Origin of the sequence: Micromonospora sp. NPDC049274, assembly GCF_040678875.1 — a bacterium.
GTDB lineage: Bacteria > Actinomycetota > Actinomycetes > Mycobacteriales > Micromonosporaceae > Micromonospora.
This window is the reverse complement of the sequence record NZ_JBFAQS010000014.1, coordinates 88,974-109,718: the sequence shown is the minus strand read 5'-3', so window position 1 is coordinate 109,718 and position 20,745 is coordinate 88,974. Positions and strand designations below refer to the sequence as shown.

Genomic DNA, 20,745 nt, shown 5'->3' with positions numbered 1-20,745 from the left:
ATTCCTCCGGCGGCCCGCGTCGCGCGTCCGGGGGCGCCGCCGAGGCCGGCCGCCCGCCCCGCCACCTACGCGTGCGGGCCCGGCGTCCGTGCGCGGCCTCAGGCGAGACGATCCGGGCCGTCGGTGGGGAACAGGGGATCCGGGGGTACGGCACCTGTCGTCGGCAGGGCCGGCCCGAGTGTCGTGGTGCCCTCGGTGGCCCGTGCGAGGTGTGCCCGTCGAGCGGAGAGGACCGCCAGCAGCGGCCAGAGCGACACGCCCACCGCCGTCACCCGTTCGGCCAGGCCGGTTCGTGATCCGTTGGTCACCTCGAACGCGAACCAGCCGAAGAGGGCGAGCAGCACGAGCGTGGCGCTCAACGCCACCCCTCGACGAAACGCCCAGGGCACCCGCGGATGGGCGGTGTCCGGGCCACGCGGCAGCCGCAGCGCCGACCCGGCCGGCCAGAGCGCCAGCGCGAGGACCGCGACGGTAGCCGCGATGCCGTGGCTGAGGGAGCCGCCGACCGCCGGCCGGGGAAAGGCGACGAGCGCGATGGTGGCCACGCCGCCGACGGCGAGCAGGAAGCGGCTGGGCAGCCCGGCCGCGTGCAGCACCGCCGCGATCGCCAGGTAGCAGCAGCCGAGCAGCAGCAGAGCAGTGATCATGATCCAGCCGTCGGTGGCGTCGTGCCCGGCCAGTTCGCTGATGGTGTCCCGCACCGGGTCGTACCCGGCCGGCTGTCGGGCGCCCGCGACCGTCCAACCGCCCACCAGCAGCACCGGCGCGGCCACCGCCGTGGCGACGCCCCAGTTCGGTACGGCGCGCATTCGGCCACGTTAACCGGCGTGACGGCCCGCCGAGCCGGGTTCGCCAGGCTGCCACCGGCGACGCGCACCGGACTGCCGCCTGCCCACCAGCGAATCGTGCCGGCCTGCCGGGTGCCCCCGAGCGGAGCCGGCCGCCCCTGACAGAATGCGGGTGAGGACTGTTCCACGATGAGGAGTTGCCAGCCGTGATCCGTACCCACAATGCCGGAAGCCTGCGCGCCGCGGACGCCGGCTCGACGGTGACGCTCGCCGGGTGGGTTGCCCGCCGGCGTGACCACGGCGGCGTCATCTTCGTCGACCTGCGCGACGGCTCCGGCGTGGTCCAGGTGGTGTTCCGCGAGGAGGACGCGCACGCGCTGCGCAACGAGTTCTGCGTGAAGGTCACGGGTGAGGTGACCCGCCGGCCGGCCGGCAACGAGAACCCGGAGCTGCCCACCGGTGACGTCGAGGTGACAGCCGTCGACCTGGAGGTGCTCTCCGAGGCCGCGCCGCTGCCGCTTCCGGTGGACGACCAGGTCGAGGCCGGCGACGACCTCCGACTGCGCTACCGCTACCTGGATCTGCGCCGCAGTGGCCCGGCGAACGCGCTGCGGCTGCGCTCGCGTGCCAGCCACCTGGCCCGAGGCGTGCTCCACGAGCGGGACTTCCTGGAGATCGAGACGCCGACGCTGACCCGCTCGACGCCTGAGGGCGCCCGCGACTTCCTGGTGCCGGTGCGGCTCCAGCCCGGCAGCTGGTACGCGTTGCCGCAGTCGCCGCAGCTGTTCAAGCAGCTGCTGATGGTCGGCGGCATGGAGCGGTATTACCAGATCGCCCGCTGCTACCGCGACGAGGACTTCCGCGCCGACCGGCAGCCCGAGTTCACCCAGCTCGACATCGAGATGTCCTTCGTCACCGAGGACGACGTGATCGACCTCGGTGAGGCGATCGTCTCGGCGCTGTGGAAGGACCTGGCCGGGCACGAGATCACCCGACCGATCCCGCGGATCACCTGGCACGACGCGATGGCCCGGTACGGCTCGGACAAGCCGGACCTGCGCTACGGCGTGGAGCTGACGGACCTGACCGAGTACCTGCGCGGCACCGAGTTCCGGGTCTTCGCCGGGGCGATCGACGCGGGTGGCTACGTCGGCGCGGTGGTCATGCCGGGTGGCGCGTCGCAGAGCCGCAAGGAGCTGGACGGCTGGCAGGACTGGGCGAAGGCGCGCGGCGCGCGGGGTCTGGCGTACGTGGTGCTGGACGCCGAGACCGGCGAGGCGCGCGGGCCGGTGGCCAAGAACCTGTCCGCCGAGCACCTGGGTGGGCTCGCCGACGCGGTCGGCGCCAAGCCGGGCGACGCGGTCTTCTTCGCCGCGAGCGCCACGACCCGGGAGGCGCAGGAGCTGCTGGGCGCGGCCCGCGTCGAGATCGCCAAGCGGGCCGGTCTGGTCGACGAGAGCGCCTGGGCGTTCTGCTGGGTGGTCGACGCCCCCATGTTCGAGAAGACCGACGAGGGTGGCTGGACGGCCGTGCACCACCCGTTCACCTCGCCGAACGCCGAGTGGGTGGACCGGTTCGAGGAGGCGCCGGACCGCGCCCTCGCGTACGCGTACGACATCGTCTGCAACGGCAACGAGATCGGCGGCGGGTCGATCCGTATCCACCGCGGTGACGTGCAGAAGCGGGTGTTCGACCTGCTCGGCATCACTCCCGAGGAGGCGCAGGACAAGTTCGGCTTCCTGCTGGAGGCGTTCAAGTACGGTGCTCCGCCGCACGGCGGCATCGCGTTCGGCTGGGACCGGGTCTGCATGCTCCTGGCCGGCGCGGACTCGATCCGTGAGGTCATCGCGTTCCCGAAGACCCGGGGCGGGTTCGACCCGCTGACCGGCGCGCCGACGCCGATCACCGCCCAGCAGCGCACCGAGGCCGGCATCGACGCCAAGCCCAAGCCCCCCGCGACGGCCCACACGGGCACGGCCGGCCCGGCAGCCCCGGTGGCCGACCCGGTCTGACCCCACCCTGCCCTGTCGCTTGGTCGATCAAGAGGTTTGCGTCATCATCGCCCCGCGAGATGACGCAAACCTCTTGATCATCAGTGGGGGAGTGGGCTGCGATGCGGGTGCTTGTCGTCGGTGGTAGTGGGTTTCTGGGCTCCGAGGTCTGTCGGCGGGGCCTGCGCGCCGGGTTCTCGGTGGTGGGGACGTTCCACTCCGGGTCCATCGGGGTGCCGGGGGTCGCCGGGCGGCGGCTGGACGTGACCGACCGGGCGGCCGTGCGCGCGCTTGTCGCGCAGGTGCGGCCGGACGCCGTGGTCGCGACCCCCTATCGGTACGACGACTGGACGGTCACCGCCGACGGCGCCGCCCACGTGGCCCTCGCCGCCGCCGAGGTGGGAGCGAGGCTGGTGCACCTGTCCAGCGACGCGCTGCACGGCGGCCGACCCACCCCGTACGCAGACGACGACCCGCCCAGCCCGGTCAACGCGTACGGGGCCGCGAAGGCGGCGGCCGAGACCGCCGTGCGGGCGATCGACCCCGGCGCGGCGCTGGTGCGTACCTCGCTGATCCTCGGGGAGGGCAGCAAGCAGATCGAACTCTGCCGGGACGCGCTCGCCGGCCGCGCCGTCCTGTTCACCGACGAGTTCCGCTGCCCGATCGACGTGGGCGACCTGGCCGACGCCGTGCTGGAGCTGGCCCGCTCGTCGTACGCCGGAGTGCTCAACGTGGCCGGTCCGGAGGCCGTGAGTCGGGCCGAGCTGGGTCTGCTGGTCGCCGAACGGTTCGGTCTGGACCCGGCCGGGCTGAAGACCACCACGGCGGCCGCCGCCGGCGTGGTCCGCCCCAGTGACGTACGCCTCGACTCCGCCCGTGCGGCCGACCTGCTGCGGACGCGACTGCGCGGGGTGCGGGAACTCCTCGGCTGACGACTCTGCACACTTTCTATGCACAACTCTTGTGCATAGAAAGTGTGCAGAGATAGTGTGCAGTCATGGCGACTGACGAAGCGACCCCGCGGCCCGCCCCGCGGGAGGTACGGATCGACAAGCGGCAGGTCCGGGTGCTCGCGCACCCGCTGCGGATGCGGCTGGTCGGCGCCCTGCGCGTGAACGGGCCGGCCACCGCCACCACCCTCGCCGAGCTGCTCGGCACCAACACCGGCGCGACCAGCTATCACCTGCGCCAACTCGCCGAGGCCGGGCTGGTCACCGAGGATCCCGACCGGGGCAGCGGACGGCAGCGCTGGTGGCAGGCGACGCACGACGTCACCAGTTGGGACCCGAGCGACTTCGACGACGACCCCGACGCCCGCGCCGCGATCGAGTGGATCCAGGGCGACCAGGTGCGCCTCCTCGTCGAGCACGCCGAACGTTGGTTCGCCACCCAACACGAGTGGTCCCCCGCCTGGCGGGACGCCCTCGGCATGGGCGATGTCTTCCTGACCATCCCGCCGGAGCGGCTGGAGGCGCTCAAGGCGGAGGTGTGGGCGGTGCTGGAGCGCTATCACCGGGAGGCCGAGCCGGTCGACACGGCCGAGCCCGCCGACCCACAGGCCCGTCCGGTGCAGGTCTTCCTGGCCGCCTACCCACTGCTGGACGGCCCCCGATGAGCGCGAGGAGTGAGCCGGGTTTGCGAGCCCCGCAGTCGCGAGTGGAGGTGGCGTCATGAGCGCGAGGAGTGAGCCGGGTTTGCGAGCCCCGCAGTCGCGAGTGGAGGTCATGCCGTGAGCGCGCTGACCGTACGCCAGGTTCGGGGTCGTTACCTCACGTTGTACGGCCTGCGCTGGCTGCCCACGGGGTTGATGATCCCGGTGATGATCCTGCTGATGCAGGAGCGGGGCCTGTCGCTGCCGCAGATCGGCCTGGTCAGCACGGCACAGGGGCTGCTGGTGCTCGCGTTGGAGCTGCCCACCGGTGGTCTGGCCGACGCTCTCGGCCGCCGACCCGTCCTGCTCACCGCCGGGGCGATCAACCTCGCCTCGCTGGCGCTGTTCGCGGTGGCCGACTCGTTCTGGATGTTCTTCCTGGTCTGGGCCTTGCAGGGGATCTACCGGGCGCTGGACAGCGGCCCGTTGGAGTCCTGGTACGTCGACGCCACCCTGGCCGCCGACCCGCAGGCCGAGTACGAGAAGGGCCTCGGGTACGCCGGCACCGTCATCGGAGTGGCCATCGGCGGCGGCGCGCTGCTCAGCGGCGGCCTGATCGCGCTCGGTCCGCTCGGGCCGGTCAGCGCGCTCACCGTGCCGGTGTTGGCCGCGATCATCGCGCAGGCGGGGGCGCTCGTCGCGTTGCTCGTCCTGCTGGTCGAGGAGCGGCCGGCCACCGGGTTCGCGGCGCTGCGGTCCTCGGTGGCGCAGGCGCCCCGCATGGTCGGTCAGGCCGTCGGGCTGCTGCGCCGGTCCCGGGTGCTGCTGGCCCTGGTGGCGGTGGAGCTGTTCTGGGGCTTCGGCATGGTCACCTTCGAGTCGCTGCTGCCGCTACGGCTCGCCGAGGTGATCGGCGACCCGGAACGCGCCGCCGCGCTGCTCGGGCCGGCCAGTTCGGCGGCCTGGATCGCCAATGCGGCAGGCGCGGCGCTGACCCCTCTGCTCCTGCGCTGGCTCGGCGCGGCGCCCGGTGCGGCCCTGCTGCGCATCCTGCAGGGCGTCACTGTCGTCGGGATGGGGCTGCTCGCCGGCCCGGTCGGGGTGCTGGTGGCCTATCTGGTCTGCTACGCCGTGCACGGCGCGTCGAACCCGCTGCACAGTGGCCTGTTGCACCGCCAGGTCGACGGCCCGTACCGGACCAGCGTGCTCTCGCTGAACTCGATGATGGCGCAACCGGCCGCCGCGCTCGGCGGGGTGGTGCTGACCGCTGTCGCCGCCGCCGCCAGCGTCAGCACCGCGATGGTGGTCGGCGCGGTCGTGCTGGCCGTCGCGGCCCCGCTCTACCTGCCCGCCTGGCGCGCCGGCCGGCGCGCCGTCGCCGATCCCGCCGACCCGCCAGCGGTCCCCGCGCAGGCACCCGCGCCCGGAGCCGTACCCGCTCCCGTGCCCGGATCTGCCGACCAGCGCGCCGGCCGGTAGGACGTCAGGCGAGGCGGATCGAGGTGACGTGGTGGGTGCTGGTGAAGCCGAGGCGGCGGTAGAGCCGTACCGCCCCCACGTTGTCCGGGTAGACGCCGAGCCCGACGGTGTCGTGTCGGGCCAGCAGCGCCCGGGTCATGCCGGCGGTCAGCGCCGCGCCGAGGCCCCGGCCGCGCTGGTCGGGGGCGACGGTCAGGCCCGCCAGGAACCCGACGTCGCCCCGGCTGCGGTCCGCGCCGCACGCCACCAGCCGGCCGCCGGCCCGGATGCCGTACCAGTCGACCACCCGCGGGTCGCCCGGCCGGGTGGTGGTGCTCGGGAACGCCTCGTCGACCAGAGACTGGAGTTCCGGGCGGTCGGCGTCGGTGAGCCGTACGACAGGCTGCTCGTCCGGCTGCTGCGGCGGCGGCACTGTGGTCCAGTGGAAGTCCCAGTCGACGTGTTCGGCCACCGGTAGTCGGGCGGCCAACAGGGCGGGGTCGAGCCGGGGCAGGTGCAGCCGGTGCTCAGGCCGCAGCACCCCGTCGGCGACCAGCGCGGCGCAGATCGCCAGCACCGGCTCGGTGGGGCCGACGGCGTCGGCGCCCAGCCCGCGCTCGGGCGGCAGCAACCACAGCACGGCGCCGTCGCGCCGGTAGCCGTGCGCCGGCACGCCCGGCGAGAGCGAGTGCCTGACGAACGGGTGGTCACCGGCCGCGGCCAGGATGACGGCCCGCTCGTGGATCGCCTGGTCGTCGGTGATCATGACGGTCAGCCTAGAAGTCGCCGTACGAGCGAGCGCGCCCGGTCCGGCAGCCGGCGGGCCGATCCACTGTCGAGATTGGCGAGCCGACCGATTGGGTACATCACGCGCCGACCCACTGGGAACCCCCACCGGAGGACCGACATGCTCGCCATTCTCGCCGCCATCGTCTTTGGCTTCGCCCTGCTGCTCGACCTGCTCAACACCGACTTCGGCGCGCCGGACCTGTTCAACTGGAACACCCTCGTGCTCATCGGCCTGCTCCTGCTCTCGCTCTACCTGGCCGGCGTCGGCAGCGGCCCGCGCGGCGGTGGCGGCGGCCGCTGGTACCGGGGCCGTCGTCCCGGCCGTGGCTGACCGAGACCGATCAGCGATGGCCCGGCCCGCAGCGCGCTTCCGGCGTCGCGGGTCGGGCCCGGTACTGTCTTCGTGATGGAGTCCGACGCTCTCTTCTCCCTCGGTGCGCCCACCGGGCCGCGCAGCGCGCCCGAGGGCCCCACCGGTGTCGACGGCTTCACTCCGGTAGCGGACGATTCGCCCCTGCCCGTCCGCATGCGGCCCACGAGCCTGGACGAGTTGATCGGGCAGGACCACCTGCTCGCCCCCGGCGCGCCGCTGCGGCAACTGGTCTCCGGCGGTGCCCCCCTGTCGGTCATCCTCTGGGGGCCACCCGGCAGCGGCAAGACCACCATCGCGCACCTGGTGGCCAGTGCCACCGACCGCCGCTTCGTCGCCATGTCGGCCCTCTCGGCCGGCGTCAAGGATGTCCGGGCGGTGATCGAGGCGGCCCGTCGTCAGCGCCGCTCGGGCGGCCCGCAGACGGTGCTGTTCATCGACGAGGTGCACCGGTTCAGCAAGACCCAGCAGGACTCGCTGCTCGCCGCCGTCGAGGACCGTACTGTCACGCTGCTCGCGGCGACCACTGAAAACCCGTACTTCTCGGTCATCTCACCGCTGCTGTCGCGGTGCGTGCTGCTCACCCTGCAACCGCTCGACGACGACGCGGTCCGCGGCCTGCTGCGCCGCGCGGTCGCCGACGAGCGCGGCCTGGGCGGCGTACTCACCCTGACCACCGACGCGGAGGACCACCTGGTCCGGCTCGCCGCCGGTGACGTCCGCAAGGCGCTGACCGCGCTGGAGGCGGCGGCGGCCTCGGCCGCGGCGCTCGGCGTCGAGCGCATCGACCTGGCGACCGCCGAGCAGGCGGTGGACGTGGCGGCGGTGCGCTACGACCGCGACGGCGACGCCCACTACGACGTGGTCAGCGCGTTCATCAAGAGCATGCGCGGCTCGGACGTGGACGCCGCGGTGCACTGGCTGGCCCGGATGCTCGTCGCGGGGGAGGACGCCCGGTTCATCGCCCGGCGGCTGGTCATCTTCGCCAGCGAGGACGTGGGCATGGCCGATCCCACCGCGCTGAGCGTGGCCACCGCCGCCGCGCACGCCGTGGAGTACGTGGGCCTGCCCGAGGCGCAGCTCAACCTGGCGCAGGCGGTGATCCACCTGGCCACCGCACCGAAGTCGAACTCGGCCACCACTGCGATCGGCGCGGCCATGGCGGACGTACGGGCCGGCCGGGGTGGGCCGGTGCCTCGTGGGCTGCGGGACGCGCACTACGCCGGCGCCCGCGGACTGGGCCACGGCGCCGGATACCGCTACCCGCACGACGACAAGCGTGGCGTGCTCACCCAGCAGTACGTCCCGGACGACCTGGTGGGCGTCGACTACTACCAGCCCAGCCCGCACGGGGCCGAACGGTCCGTGTCGACGCGGCTGCCGTTGCTGCGCCGGATCGTACGCGGGCTGCCGGCCCCGCCCGCCCGCCCCGAAACCCCGACCGCCGGGTCGCCCGCCGCCAGTGTCACCGCGTCCGCGACAGCGGTCCCGTCGGTGGCGGCCCCGACCGTCGGTCCACCGGTAACGCCACAGCCCGACCCGGCGCTTGCCGGTCGGAACGGCCGGCCGGCCACGGATGCGGGCGGTCCCGGCACGAAGCAGGACAGCGGCACGGACGCCGCAGGAGAGGGTCAACAGTGAGATCGCGTGGTGCGGACCGCCCCGACGAGGGCCCGGACGAGCGGCGTGATCCCCGCGCCAAGGGCCGCCGCTGGGGTCGAGGCCGAGCCGAGGCCGAGCCGGAAGAGCCGGTGGCCGGCGAGGAGTTCGGCTGGATCGACGACCTGCGCTCGGCCAAGCAGCAACGCGGCGAGCTGGGCCCGGACGGCGCCCCGGCCGAGCCCGTGCCACCTCGCGCGGGCGCGGCGACGCCGCCGGACGCGCCGCCCGGCCCACGCCGCCCCGACGCCGAGAGCGCCGGAACGCGCCGCCCGGTCGACGGGCCGTGGCCGGGAGAGGCGCCCCCGCCGGGTCGCCGCCCGGACGCCCGCCCGCCCGCCGACCGCGAACTCCCCGACGGCCCACCCGCCGACCGCCTCCGGGCACCCGGTCCTGCCGGCGCTGTCGCGGGCCCGCCGACGCCGCGCGGCGCCCAGCCGGTTCCCGGCACCGGCCCCCGCGCCGCCGCGCCCCCCCTCGCGCCACCGGCCGCCCGCCCGGGCGACGGTGACCCGGCGAGCCCTCCCGGTCCCCGCCCGCCCACCGGCGCTCCGGCCGGCCCGGCCCGACCGCGTCCGACCGTGGGACCGTCCGGCCCGCGCCTGGGACAGCCGACCGCGGGCGCCTCGACCGGCCACTCGCCGGATGCCGCTGCCCCGACCGGCCGGGCGGACGCGATGCCGCCGCTGCGCCGGCCGGACGCCGGGCCGTCGGGCCGCCGACCCGGGCCCGACCCGACCGGTGGCGGCCGGCCGCCGACAGGTGATGGCCCGCCCGTCGGGCGACGGGCGACGGGACCCGTCCCCGATCCGGCACGAACCGCCGGGCCGCCCACCGCGGCCGGTCCGGCCCGGCTCGGTGCGCCGCCGCCCGGCGTCGCACCGCCTGTCGGCGACGGGTTGCGCGCGGACCCCGCGATCGACAGCGACCCGCGTACGGCCCGGCGTCGTCCCGGCCCCGTCGACCCGGGAGCGCCCGAGCCCGAGGGTCACGCCCGGGCCGCCGGAGGTGGTCGCCGCCGTGCCGCCGAGCCGGACGAGCCGGTGGTGCCCCGCTCGGGCAACGCCCCACCCATGCCCGAGGCACCCACCGTGCCGCCGAGCGCCGCAGCCACCGGCGCTGGTCCCACCGGCGCCACCAGCGCTGGACCTGCCAGCGTCACGTCCACCGACGGCACCGGCCGCCGTCGGGCGGTCCCCGACGACCAGGGTCGACGCGCGCCGACCGGCGGTGAGCCGCGGGCGGACCGTCCGGAACGGCCGGCCGACTGGCTGCGTCAGGCCGGCCGGCTGCCGCACACCGACCCCGGCCTGCCGGTGGTCAACCGCCGAGGCGGCGATGCGCAGCCGCCGACCGCGAACCGGCCCGTCGGCCGCCGTGGCGCCCCGCCGCCCGCCGGTGATCTGACCGATCGCTCCGGTGGCCCCCTCGCCGTCCCCGATCCGGCCGCGGACCGCGCTGCCGGTCGCCGTCCCGTCGGGCCGCCGGCCGACCCGGGCGCGGACGCTCCCACCGGCCGTCGGGCGGCCCGATCCGGTGCGCCGGAGTCCACCGCGGAGCAGCCGAGCGGTCCCGCGCCTCATCCGACAGGTGAGCGACCCGTCGGGCGTCGGGGCGCTCCGGGAACGGCTTCGGATCCGATCAACCGACGACGCCGCCCGCCCGCCGAGCCCGCCACCGACGGACGCACCGGCCAGGTGGACGACCGCGGCGACGACCCGTACGCCGGCCCTGGCGGCAGCGGACGGCCTGCGCCCGTCCGGGGTGCCCGCTCCGCACCACCCGGCGCTCGGGCCCGGCTCGCGCCCGGCGACGCGCCGGTCTCCGGCGCCGGTCGCCGTGGCCCCGACGGTCCACCCCGTCCCAGCGGCATGCCCGAGCGCGGCGCCGCGCGCCCGGACGGGCCGGCGCGTGCCGCCGTCCCGCCGGGCGCCGGCCCGGATGGTCCGCCCCGGCCTCGCGCGGACGGGCCGGCGCGTGCCGCCGTCCCGCCGGGTGCCGGCCCGGATGCTCCGGCGCGTGCCGCCGTCCCGCCGGGCGTCGACCCGGATCGTCCGGCCCGCGCGGTGGTACGCCCGGGCGTCGGCCCGGACGCCCCGCCGCGCCCCGGCTCGGCGCGGCCCCGCCCGGACGGCCCGGCCCGTGCCGCCGTCCCGCCGGGCGGCGGCCCGGACGGTCCGGCCCGTGCGGCAGTCCGTCCGCCGGGCGTCGGGCAGCCGCCGGTCGGCGACGACCGAGCGGGTGCCGAGCACGCCGGCCCCGGTGCACCTGCGGCCGCGCGTGCTGCCGCCCCGCGACCGGCGGACCGCGCCGCGGGCCGTGCCCTGCCGCCGCCCCGCGAGGCCGGTCGGCCCGAGCCCAGCGGTGTCGCCCCCGTGCCGCCGCCCGGCCGGCCCGGCGAGCCGGCCGGTGTGGCCCGCGCCGCCGTCGTGGTGCCCGCCGCGACGCCGCCGGTGGACCGGCCGATCGCCGAGCCGACCGACGGGCCCGCACTGCGCGCGGCCGGCCAGGAGGCGTCCGACGACGATGCCCCGGGCGCCCGTTCCGAGGTACGCCGGCAGTCACGCGAACGGCGCCGACTGCGGGTGGCCATTTTGGCGCTGGTAAGCGTCGTGCTGCTCGGCGCGGTACCGCTCTTCTTCGGGGTTCGCACGCTCAGCCGGGACCCGGTCTTCGACAACCTGGACCAGCTCGGTGTGCCCGCGTGGGCCGCGACGAAGACTGTCGACGATGTCAGCGGCAGCCGCTGGTGCCTGCTGGACTGTCGGCTGCGCGAGCGCACCGTCACCTCGGAGAAGTCGCCGGAGGAGACGACGAAGGTCTACGAGGAGGCGCTGCGCCAGGACGGCTGGCGACCGTGGAAGGTGAGCCGCTGCCCGGAGCAGAAGACGAAGGGCAGCTACAGCTGCTGGCGTCAGGACGAGCTGACCCTCGACCTGTGGGTACGGGCGCCGGCCTGCGTGCCGCCACCTGTCGACGGGGAGCCGGCGATCGTGCCGTCCCCGGAGCCGTCGGCCGCTGCGGGGGAGTGCACCGGCTCGTTGGTGTCGGTGAAGGTGCGCAACGCGATCGACGACGAGCGGACCAGGCCGCAGCCCAGCACCGATCCGTCACTGACCGGAGAGGACCCGTTCCCGACGGTCAGCGGAGATCCGCTGGGCGACGTGACACCCTCACCGTCCTGAGCCGCTCTCCATCACGGACGGTAGGGTCTGGGGCTGGCGGGCCCGCCCGTGTCCGGTGACCGGCGACGGCCCGGCTTGTTCGGTGGGCACCACTGTTGTGCGTTCCGGGGACGTCGGGTCCTGCGGAACTCTGCTTGAGGAGGACAGGCGTGGGCGACATTTTGGCGATCGCGGCGCTGATCGCGGCGAGCGCGTTCGCGGTGCTGGTGCTCATCCTGACGCTGCCCATCCTGCGGCTGCGACACACGGTGGACGCCACCACCCGGATGATCAACGATCTCAACGATCGGACCGGACCGCTGCTCGGTGACGTGAACACCACTGTGAAGAACGTCAACGTCGCCCTGGAGCAGGTGCAGACCTCGCTCGACGGCGTGAACCTCCAGCTGGCGAAGGTCGACACGATGACCAGCCACGCCCAGAACGTCACCGCCAACGTCGCCAACCTGGCCACCGTCGTCTCTGCCGCGGCCGCCAACCCGCTGGTCAAGGTGGCCGCGTTCGGCTACGGCGTGCGCAAGGCCGCCGCCGGCCGCCGGCACGCCGAGACCGAGCGCGAGGTGCGCGACACCATCAAGCAGCAGCGACGGGCCGCGCGGCGCGGCAACAGCTGACCGGCCCGGCGCACCAGGAGGTAGCGAGACATGAGGCGCTTGTTCTGGCTCGGCATCGGCGTGGCCGTCGGTGTGATCGTGGTCCGCAAGGCGACCCGCACCGCGCAGGCGTACACCCCCGCCGGCATCGCCAGCTCGTTGTCGGAATCCGCTGGCGGCCTGATGGAGTCGCTGCGTAGCTTCGTGGAGGACGTCCGGGTCGGGATGGCCGAGCGCGAGCAGGAGATCCACCACGCGTTCGCCCAGGGCGAGGCGTTCGACGACAAGTTCGCCGACCTGCGGGAGGACCCGCGCATCGGCGATCGAGACATCTTTCCGGAGGAACACCAGCGATGAAGACGGCGGAGATCAAGCGGCGGTACCTCGCGCACTTCGAGGCGAACGGCCACGCCGTGGTGCCGTCCGCTCCGCTGCCCGCCATCAGCGACCCGAACCTGCTGTTCGTCAACGCCGGCATGGTGCAGTTCGTGCCCTACTTCCTGGGCCAGCAGACCCCGCCGTACCGGCGGGCGGTGAGCGTGCAGAAGTGCATCCGCACGCCGGACATCGACGAGGTTGGCAAGACCAGCCGGCACGGCACGTTCTTCCAGATGAACGGCAACTTCTCCTTCGGTGACTACTTCAAGGCCGGCGCGATTCCGCTGGCCTGGGAGTTGTCCACGAAGCCGGTCGCCGAGGGTGGGTACGGCCTGGATCCGGAGCGGATCTGGCCGACGATCTACCTCGACGACGACGAGGCGTACGAGATCTGGCGGTCGGTGGGTGTGCCGGCCGAGCGGATCGTCCGCCGGGGCAAGGCGGACAACTTCTGGTCGATGGGCATTCCCGGCCCATGTGGGCCGTCGTCCGAGCTGTTCTACGACCGGGGCCCGGAGTACGGGGCCGAGGGCGGCCCGGCGGTCGACGAGGACCGGTACATGGAGTACTGGAACCTCGTCTTCATGCAGTTCGAGCGCGGCCCGGGCACGACCAAGGAGGACTACCCGATCCTGGGTGACCTGCCCGCGCAGAACATCGACACCGGCATGGGCCTGGAGCGGATGGCCTCCATCCTGCAGGGTGTCGACAACCTCTACGAGATCGACGAGGTTCGACCGATCCTGGCCCGCGCGGCGGAGCTGACCGGCAAGCGGTACGGCGCGCACTCCGGGCACGTGGCCAGCGAGTCGCACCCGGACGACATCCGGCTGCGGGTGGTCGCGGACCACGTGCGTACCGCGCTGATGCTGATCGGCGACGGCGTGACCCCGAGCAACGAGGGCCGTGGCTACGTGTTGCGCCGGATCATGCGCCGGGCGATCCGGTCGATCCGGCTGCTCGGCTGGCAGGACCGGGCGCTGCCCGAGCTGCTGCCGGTCGCGCGGGACTGCATGGCGCCGTCGTACCCGGAGCTGGCGACCGACTTCGACCGGATCGCGCAGTACGCGTACGCCGAGGAGGAAGCCTTCCTGTCGACGCTGCGCGCCGGGACGACGATCCTGGACACGGCGATCGCCGAGACCCGCACGGCGGGCGGCACGGCGCTGTCCGGAGCGAAGGCGTTCCAGCTGCACGACACGTACGGCTTCCCGATCGACCTGACCCTGGAGATCGCGGCGGAGCAGGGCCTGAAGGTCGACGACGAGGGCTTCCGCCGGCTGATGGCCGACCAGCGGACCCGGGCGAAGGCGGACGCGCAGGCCCGCAAGACGGGGCACACCGACGTGTCGGCGTACCGGTCGGTGCTCGACGCGGGCGGCCCGGTGACGTTCACCGGCTACAACGAGGTGACCCGCGAGTCGCGGGTGCGGGCGCTGCTGGGCGCGGACGGCCCGCGCCAGGCGGCGACCGAGGGCGAGACCGTCGAGTTGGTGCTCGACACGACCCCGTTCTACGCCGAGGGCGGTGGCCAGCAGCCCGACCACGGCATCATCACCGTCGGCGACGGTCAGGTCGAGGTGCTCGACGTGCAGCAGCCGGTGCCCGGCCTGATCGTGCACCGGGCCCGGGTCATCCGGGGTGAGGTGCACAGCGGCGACACCGGCTACGCCGAGATCGACACCACGCGGCGGCGGGCGATCTCCCGGTCGCACACGGCCACCCACCTGGTGCACCAGACCATGCGCAACTTCCTCGGCGAGTCGGCCACCCAGGCGGGTTCGCTGAACGCGCCGGGCCGGCTGCGGTTCGACTTCAACACTCCGACGGGTGTGTCGCCGACAGTTCTGCGGGACGTGGAGCAGCAGGTCAACGAGGTGCTCCTGGCCGACCTGGAGGTGCACGCCTTCATCACCTCGCTGGACGAGGCGCGGCGGATCGGCGCGATGGCGCTGTTCGGCGAGAAGTACGGCGAGGAGGTGCGTGTCGTCGAGGTCGGCGACTACGCCCGCGAGCTGTGCGGCGGCACGCACGTGGCCCGCTCGGCGCAGCTCGGCCTCGTGAAGATCCTCTCCGAGTCGTCGATCGGCTCCGGTGTCCGCCGGGTCGAGGCGCTCGTCGGCATGGACGCCTTCGGCTTCCTGGCCAGGGAGCACCTGCTGGTGTCCCGGCTGGCCGAGCTGTACCGGGTGCCCAACGACCAGGTCGCCGACCGGGTCGAGCAGACAGTCACCCAGCTCCGCGACGCGGAGAAGGAGCTGGAGAAGCTGCGCGCCCAGTTGGTGCTGGGCGGGGCGGGGGCGCTCGCCGCGCAGGCCAAGGATGTGCGCGGGGTGGCGTACGTGGGCACCGAGGCGCCGGAGGGCGCGGCCGGCAACGACGTACGGACCCTGGCGCAGGAGATCCGCGGCAAGATCGACCCGGCGCGGCCGGCGGTGGTCGCGGTGGCGGCCCGCGCCAACGGCAAGGCGTCGCTTGTGGTGGCGGTCAACGCGGCGGCCCGCGCTCGGGGCCTGGCCGCATCGGACCTGGTGAAGGCGGCGTTCTCCGGGCGCGGCGGGGGCAGCCCCGACCTGGCCCAGGGTGGCGGCCTGCCCGCGGCCGAGGCGCCGAACCTGCTGCTCACCGTCGAGAAGGCGATCACCGAGGCGTGATGGGCGGTCATTGTCGACCAGGGCGGGCCGATCGGTCCGCCCTGGCTCGTCGACAGCCGAGGGGTGACCGACGGTGAGCGGTTTCACACGGGGGGTTCGCATCGGCGTGGATGTCGGTCAGGTGCGGGTCGGCGTGTCCCGCTCGGATCCGGACGGGGTGCTGGCCACGCCGCTCGTCACCCTCGCCCGCGATCTCACCGCCGCGCCGGACGTGGTACCGAGCGACATTGCCCAGCTCGTGGCGTTGGTGGCCGAACACGAGGCGGTCGAGGTTGTCGTCGGCCTTCCGGTCAATCTGGCCGGCAAACACGGCCCGGCGGCGGTCGGAGTGAAGGCGTACGCTGACCGACTGGTCGATGTGATAGCGCCCGTACCGGTAACGCTTACCGACGAGAGGATGTCGACGGTGGTCGCTTCTCGTAGGCTTGCCGAACGTGGCGTCCGAGGTAAACGTCAACGTGCGGTTGTCGACCAGGCGGCCGCGGTGGAGATCCTGCAGAGCTGGCTGGACGCGCAGCGGAGGCGGACGTAATGATCGACGATCTGGATCTTGGGTTTGACGAGCCGGAGCGGGGTGAGAAGGGCCGGCACCGGCGCAGCTTCGTCCGTAAGCGAAACGGCGGCTCCGGCTCCGGGGGGCGCGGCAAGACCTTCCTGGCGCTGCTGATGGCCCTGCTCCTGCTGGGCGGCATCGGTGGCGGGGCGTTCTACGGGTTCGACCGGATCCAGAACTACTTCGTCACCCCCGACTACGACGGCGGCGGCTCCGGCGAGATCACCGTCGAGATCAAGAGCGGCGCGCTGCTCGCCGACATGGCCGACACCCTGGTCGCCGCCGATGTGGTGAAGAGCCAGAAGGCGTTCATCGAGGCCGCCGAGGCCAATTCGCGCAGCAAGAACATCCAGCCGGGCACGTACAAGCTGCGCAAGCAGATGAGCGGCGCGAGCGCCGTGACGGCCATGCTCGACCTGAAGAACAAGATCGTCAACGGGTTGACCATCCCCGAGGGCCGCACCAGCATGAACATCTACAAGCTGCTCTCGGAGAAGACCAAGATCCCGGTCAAGGACTTCCAGGCCGCCGCCAAGGACCCGGAGGCGCTCGGCGTCCCGGACTGGTGGTTCAAGCGCGACGACGGCAAGAAGGTCGTCAAGTCCATCGAGGGCTTCCTCTACCCGGACACGTACGAGATTCCGCCGAAGGCCACCGCCGAGAGCATCCTCAAGCTGATGGTGGACAACTTCCTCTCGGTGACCGGCGAGATGAAGTTCGCCGACCGCGTGCAGAAGGAGCGCAAGGTCAGCCCGTACGAGGCGCTGATCGTGTCCTCGCTGGCGCAGGCCGAGGCCGGTAACAAGGACGACCTGGGCAAGGTCGCGCGGGTGGCCTACAACCGGGTGTACGGCGAGTTCCCCTGCAACTGCCTGGAGATGGACGTCACGGTCAACTACTACCTGGAGTCGACCGGGCAGAAGACCAAGTCGTCGAAGGAGATGACGGCGGCCGACATGGACAACCCGAAGAACCCGTACAACCGCAAGCTGCCGGGCCTGGTCCCCACCCCCATCAACAACCCTGGCAAGCAGGCGTTGGAAGGCGCGATGAATCCGCCGGTGGGTAAGTGGCTCTTCTTCGTGGCCATCGACAAGCAGGGTCACTCGGAGTTCGCCGAGACACCCGAGCAGCACGAGCGGAACAAGGCCAAGGCCCGGGAGGCCGGTATCATCTGACGAATTCCCGACCACCGAAAAGGCTCCCTTTCCGCAGCGGAAAGGGAGCCTTTTCGTCAGCCCGCAGACACCATTTGCGGTGTCGTTGTCAGTGGCTCGTGCCGGTCCACGAGCCGGTGCGCGGATTCAGGAACGTCCACACCCCGTTGCTGTTCTGCTTGCGCAGTGGGAAGGTGCGGTTGTAGCCGTAGTAGAAGTACCCGGTCTGGGTGCTCGTGTCGTAGCCGGTGTTGCGGTTGACCGCACCGTACGCCTTACCCCAGGTCTGCGGCCCGACCTTTCCGTCGATGCCGATGTTCATCACGTCCTGCCAGGTCCTGGTCTTGGCGGCGGTGTTGGAGCCGTACTCGCCGTCGATGAAGCTGGTGCCGACGGTGCCGCTCAGGTCGTCGGCCCAGATGATGGCCTGCCAGAGGCGCACGATGTTGCCGGCACGCACGCACGAGCTGGACGCGCACAACTCGTGATTGTCCGACCAACTGCCCGCCGCGCTGTCCGCACGCGCGGGCGCGGCCGCCATCAGCGAAATGCTGAAGGCCGCGGCAATCGCGATGAGGACGCGCAGAATCCGTTTGTTCATGGTTCCCCCCAGTTTTCGATCGATCGTCCTGCGCCGAATGCTTTCACCGACGTCGATGAAACGTCAAGCGAACAACCGTCGGCGCGGTCGGGGACGGGTGGTGCGGCGGCCGGTGCGGTCGGTAGGGTCGAGGCGACGTGTACGGGGGGCGGACATGACGCGGACAGTGGTGGCCCGTCGGGCCGCGGTGCTGGGCAAGCCCATCGCCCACTCGCTGTCCCCGGTGATCCACACCGCCGGTTACGCCGCCGCCGGGCTGACCGGCTGGTCGTACACCCGGATCGAGTGCGCGGCCGCGGAGCTGCCGGCCCTGGTCGCCGGCCTGGGCCCGGAGTGGGCCGGGCTGTCGGTGACCATGCCGGGCAAGGAGGCGGCGCTCGCCGTGGCCGACGCCGCGTCGCCGGTCGCCGTCGCCGTCGGCGCGGCCAACACGCTGGTACGCCGTCCGGACGACTCCTGGTACGCGGACAACACCGACGTCGGCGGCATGGTCGAGGTGCTCACCGGCGCCGGGGTGGTGCCCGGCGCCGCCGTTACCGTGTTGGGCGCGGGTGGCACGGCCCGTGCCGCGCTCGCCGCCGCCGCCCGGTTGGCCTGCTCGTCGGTCACGGTGGTGGCCCGCCGGCCGGAGGCGATCGACGAGCTGCGTCCGGTGGCCGACGCCCTCGATCTGGCGCTGACGGGCGCCGTGTGGCCCGACCCGGCCCGGCTCGCCGCCGCCGACGTGGTCGTCTCCACGGTGCCGAAGGGTGTCGCCGACCCGCTCGCGGCCGTGGTGACGTGGCGACCGGGCGGGGTGTTCTTCGACGCGCTCTACGACCCGTGGCCGACGCCGTTGGCCGCGTCCGCGCTCGGAGCCGGTCTGCGGGTGGTGTCCGGACTGGACCTGCTGCTGGCGCAGGCGGTCGGCCAGTTCGAGCAGTTCACCGGCGTTGCCGCGCCGGTGGAGGCGATGCGAGAGGCCCTGATGGCGGCCCGCAGGGCGACTTCCTTAGCTGACGGTTAAGACGCGCTTACGGGAAACTGTCCTCCGTACGACATGCCCTGGTCGTGGATACGCTGCTCACGGTTATCGCAGCAGACACAGGGAGTTCTCCTTGACCAGGCATGGACTGCACCGCATCACCCGGCTCCGCAACGGTCCCCGGCGCAAGGCGATCGCCATCGGCGTGGTCGGCGGTGCGGTGGTGGCCGGCATCGTGGCCACCATGATGCCGCTGCTGGCCAGCGACGACCTGTCGATCCGCGCGGTCGCGGACACCACCGCGACGGTGGTGACCCAGGACGGCGACAACGCCACCAAGACGACCCTGGCGACCTGCCCGGCGCGCTGCGACGGCAACCCGCGCGGTGGTCGGGAGGCGGTCGTCGAGTTCGCGGTGACCACCGTTCCGGCCGCCGCCGTCAACGTCCGGGCGACGCTGCGCATGCACGCCTGGCAGCAGTTCGCCGCCACGGTGACCGCGCACGCCTCGGCGTTGAGCGCCCGCGAGACGCGCCCCACCCCGGCGACGGCGGGAGCCGCGCTGGACACCGTGACCGGCGTGGCCAAGGGCGTCAACGAGTGGGACGTCTCCAAACTGGTCACCGGCAACGGCACCTGGACGGTGTCGCTCGCCCAGACCGGCCTGGAGACCCGGGTCTACTGGGCGTCGGTCGAGAACCGCGACCCGGACCTGCGACCCAGCCTGGTGATCAGCTACGACCTCGGCACCCCGCCGTCGTCGGCGCCGACGACCCGACCGGCGCCGTCGGCGTCGCCGAGCACGCCGCCGACCACCGCCGCGCCCAAGCCGACGCTCGCGCCGTCCCGGACGCCCACGCCCACCGGCAGTCCGGAACTCCCGTCCGGCAAGTGCGGCCAGGTGTCGGACACGCTCGTCCCCTCCTGCGGCGCCTGGTGGGGCATGTACTCACCCGCCAACGCGGGCAGCGGCTGGGATCACGCCAAGGCGATCACCACCGTCGAGGCGCAGGTCGGGCGCAGGTTCGACATCGTGCACCGCTACCACGACTTCTCCAACGCCGGCAGCAACGGTGCTTTCCCCGACGCGTACGAGGCGCAGCAGATGCGCGAGGGCCGGCTGATGTTCTTCGCCTGGGAATCCCGCGACTTCTCCGCCGGCACGACGCTGAAGTGGTCCGACGTCTACAGTGGTCGCCACGACGCCACCATCGACGCGGTCGCCGGTCGCATCCGGGCCGCCAAGGTGCCTGTGTTCCTGGGCTTCGACCACGAGCCCGAGGACGAGCCGAACAAGGGCAGCGACGCCGACTTCGTCCGCGCCTGGAAGTACGTGTACGAGCGGTTCGCCAAGGCCGGCGCGGACAACGCCGTCTGGGTGTGGACGATGATGGGCTGGTCCGGGCACTACTCCCGGTACGCCGGCCTCTACCCCGGCGACCGGTACGTCGACTGGGTGGCCTACGACCCGTACAACTTCCACGTCTGCAACGGCAGCACCGTGTGGAAGAGCCCGAGCACGACGGTGGACGGCTTCTACCGCTGGCTCGACGAGAATGGCATCGGGGTCGGCAAGCCGCGGATGCTCGCCGAGTTCGGCACGAACTTCAACTCCGCCGACCCGGGTGCCAAGCAGCGCTGGTTCCAGGAGTTCCCGGCCGCGCTGAAGGCCCACCCGAAGATCAAGGCCGCGATCTACTTCAATTCGCCGGGCATGACCACCCGCACGGCGACCTGTGACATGACGATGAACCACGACGCGTCCGCGGTGGCCGGCTTCACGCAGGCCGGCAAGGACGCGTACCTGCGGCAGCCCACCGGAGGGAGCCGCTGACCGACGATGACGACATCGTGAACGCCGACACCGTTCAACGGGAGTTCGCCGGCTGATCCTCCGGCGTTCTGTCGGCTAGCAGATTCATGCACCGCCCAATCGGCGGATGCGCCTACCAGGCTGGGCGAGGGACGCTACCTCGGGTTCTCATCCATCTTGGAGGCGCAGCGTGCCCAAACT

Annotated in this window: 17 protein-coding genes; 14 read left to right on the top strand and 3 right to left on the bottom strand. The window is 73.0% G+C overall.

All coding sequences use genetic code 11. The features are described from left to right. Positions 1–98 precede the first annotated feature (98 nt). Positions 99–809 carry a DUF998 domain-containing protein gene (locus tag AB0K10_RS24260; RefSeq protein WP_363686960.1) on the bottom strand — a complete coding sequence of 237 codons (711 nt, stop codon included), beginning with the start codon at positions 807–809 and terminating at the stop codon, positions 99–101. 185 nt (positions 810–994) lie between these two features. On the opposite strand from AB0K10_RS24260, the gene aspS reads away from it, so the two are divergent. The 4 genes from aspS (at position 995) to AB0K10_RS24240 (ending at position 5,849) form a co-directional block, all read left to right on the top strand. Further along, entirely contained in the window at positions 995–2,800 is a 1,806-nt protein-coding gene (aspS, locus tag AB0K10_RS24255) for an aspartate--tRNA ligase (RefSeq protein WP_363686958.1), read from the top strand. A 101-nt stretch (positions 2,801–2,901) separates the two neighbouring features. Next, complete coding sequence (locus AB0K10_RS24250; RefSeq protein ID WP_363686956.1) at positions 2,902–3,711, top strand: sugar nucleotide-binding protein; 810 nt, start codon at positions 2,902–2,904, stop codon at positions 3,709–3,711. Positions 3,712–3,776: 65 nt separating this feature from the next. Next, positions 3,777–4,394, top strand: a complete 618-nt coding sequence (locus AB0K10_RS24245) for a helix-turn-helix domain-containing protein (RefSeq protein WP_363686954.1) — start codon at positions 3,777–3,779, stop codon at positions 4,392–4,394. A 114-nt stretch (positions 4,395–4,508) separates the two neighbouring features. Beyond that, positions 4,509–5,849: an MFS transporter gene (locus AB0K10_RS24240; RefSeq protein ID WP_363686952.1), complete on the top strand. Its 1,341-nt coding sequence runs from the start codon at positions 4,509–4,511 to the stop codon at positions 5,847–5,849. A gap of 4 nt (positions 5,850–5,853) precedes the next feature. On the opposite strand, the gene AB0K10_RS24235 is transcribed toward AB0K10_RS24240, so the two are convergent. Continuing rightward, positions 5,854–6,594 carry a GNAT family N-acetyltransferase gene (locus tag AB0K10_RS24235; RefSeq protein ID WP_363686950.1) on the bottom strand — a complete coding sequence of 247 codons (741 nt, stop codon included), beginning with the start codon at positions 6,592–6,594 and terminating at the stop codon, positions 5,854–5,856. A 141-nt stretch (positions 6,595–6,735) separates the two neighbouring features. Between AB0K10_RS24235 and AB0K10_RS24230 the strand changes: the two genes are divergently transcribed. The 8 genes from AB0K10_RS24230 (at position 6,736) to mltG (ending at position 17,187) form a co-directional block, all read left to right on the top strand. Next, positions 6,736–6,948, top strand: a complete 213-nt coding sequence (locus AB0K10_RS24230) for a hypothetical protein (RefSeq protein WP_007458297.1) — start codon at positions 6,736–6,738, stop codon at positions 6,946–6,948. A gap of 75 nt (positions 6,949–7,023) precedes the next feature. Then, positions 7,024–8,628 carry a replication-associated recombination protein A gene (locus tag AB0K10_RS24225; RefSeq protein WP_363686948.1) on the top strand — a complete coding sequence of 535 codons (1,605 nt, stop codon included), beginning with the start codon at positions 7,024–7,026 and terminating at the stop codon, positions 8,626–8,628. Between the two features lie 2,510 nt (positions 8,629–11,138). After that, on the top strand, positions 11,139–11,831 hold the full coding sequence (locus AB0K10_RS24220; protein ID WP_363687115.1) for a hypothetical protein: 693 nt from the start codon (positions 11,139–11,141) through the stop codon (positions 11,829–11,831). 158 nt (positions 11,832–11,989) lie between these two features. Next, positions 11,990–12,445, top strand: a complete 456-nt coding sequence (locus tag AB0K10_RS24215) for a DUF948 domain-containing protein (protein WP_144057110.1) — start codon at positions 11,990–11,992, stop codon at positions 12,443–12,445. Between the two features lie 30 nt (positions 12,446–12,475). Further along, positions 12,476–12,781 carry a hypothetical protein gene (locus AB0K10_RS24210; RefSeq protein ID WP_363686946.1) on the top strand — a complete coding sequence of 102 codons (306 nt, stop codon included), beginning with the start codon at positions 12,476–12,478 and terminating at the stop codon, positions 12,779–12,781. Beyond that, positions 12,778–15,456: an alanine--tRNA ligase gene (gene alaS / locus AB0K10_RS24205; protein WP_363686944.1), complete on the top strand. Its 2,679-nt coding sequence runs from the start codon at positions 12,778–12,780 to the stop codon at positions 15,454–15,456. Before AB0K10_RS24210 ends, alaS begins: the two co-directional genes overlap by 4 nt. 73 nt (positions 15,457–15,529) lie before the next feature. Beyond that, positions 15,530–15,988, top strand: a complete 459-nt coding sequence (gene ruvX, locus AB0K10_RS24200) for a Holliday junction resolvase RuvX (RefSeq protein WP_363686942.1) — start codon at positions 15,530–15,532, stop codon at positions 15,986–15,988. Beyond that, a complete protein-coding gene (gene mltG, locus AB0K10_RS24195; RefSeq protein ID WP_363686940.1) occupies positions 15,988–17,187 on the top strand; it encodes an endolytic transglycosylase MltG in 1,200 nt (399 codons plus the stop codon). The genes ruvX and mltG overlap by 1 nt, the downstream gene beginning before the upstream one ends. An 88-nt stretch (positions 17,188–17,275) precedes the next feature. Here the strand turns inward: mltG and AB0K10_RS24190 are convergent, their stop codons facing one another. Beyond that, positions 17,276–17,767 (bottom strand): peptidoglycan-binding domain-containing protein, encoded by a 492-nt coding sequence (locus AB0K10_RS24190; RefSeq protein WP_363686938.1) that lies wholly within the window; start codon positions 17,765–17,767, stop codon positions 17,276–17,278. Positions 17,768–17,921: 154 nt separating this feature from the next. On the opposite strand from AB0K10_RS24190, the gene AB0K10_RS24185 reads away from it, so the two are divergent. Both AB0K10_RS24185 and AB0K10_RS24180 read left to right on the top strand, forming a co-directional pair. After that, complete coding sequence (locus tag AB0K10_RS24185) at positions 17,922–18,773, top strand: shikimate dehydrogenase (protein WP_363686936.1); 852 nt, start codon at positions 17,922–17,924, stop codon at positions 18,771–18,773. A 91-nt stretch (positions 18,774–18,864) separates the two neighbouring features. Beyond that, complete coding sequence (locus tag AB0K10_RS24180) at positions 18,865–20,565, top strand: glycosyl hydrolase (protein WP_363686934.1); 1,701 nt, start codon at positions 18,865–18,867, stop codon at positions 20,563–20,565. The last annotated feature ends 180 nt before the right edge of the window (positions 20,566–20,745 follow it).

Coding starts and splice junctions, on each gene's coding strand:
- AB0K10_RS24260 (WP_363686960.1), bottom strand. CDS start 809: ATGCGCGCCGTACCGAACTGGGGCGTCGCCACGGCGGTGGCCGCGCCG.
- AB0K10_RS24235 (WP_363686950.1), bottom strand. CDS start 6,594: ATGATCACCGACGACCAGGCGATCCACGAGCGGGCCGTCATCCTGGCC.
- alaS (WP_363686944.1), top strand. CDS start 12,778: ATGAAGACGGCGGAGATCAAGCGGCGGTACCTCGCGCACTTCGAGGCG.
- AB0K10_RS24225 (WP_363686948.1), top strand. CDS start 7,024: ATGGAGTCCGACGCTCTCTTCTCCCTCGGTGCGCCCACCGGGCCGCGC.
- AB0K10_RS24230 (WP_007458297.1), top strand. CDS start 6,736: ATGCTCGCCATTCTCGCCGCCATCGTCTTTGGCTTCGCCCTGCTGCTC.
- AB0K10_RS24185 (WP_363686936.1), top strand. CDS start 17,922: ATGACGCGGACAGTGGTGGCCCGTCGGGCCGCGGTGCTGGGCAAGCCC.
- AB0K10_RS24245 (WP_363686954.1), top strand. CDS start 3,777: ATGGCGACTGACGAAGCGACCCCGCGGCCCGCCCCGCGGGAGGTACGG.
- AB0K10_RS24250 (WP_363686956.1), top strand. CDS start 2,902: ATGCGGGTGCTTGTCGTCGGTGGTAGTGGGTTTCTGGGCTCCGAGGTC.
- mltG (WP_363686940.1), top strand. CDS start 15,988: ATGATCGACGATCTGGATCTTGGGTTTGACGAGCCGGAGCGGGGTGAG.
- AB0K10_RS24210 (WP_363686946.1), top strand. CDS start 12,476: ATGAGGCGCTTGTTCTGGCTCGGCATCGGCGTGGCCGTCGGTGTGATC.
- AB0K10_RS24190 (WP_363686938.1), bottom strand. CDS start 17,767: ATGAACAAACGGATTCTGCGCGTCCTCATCGCGATTGCCGCGGCCTTC.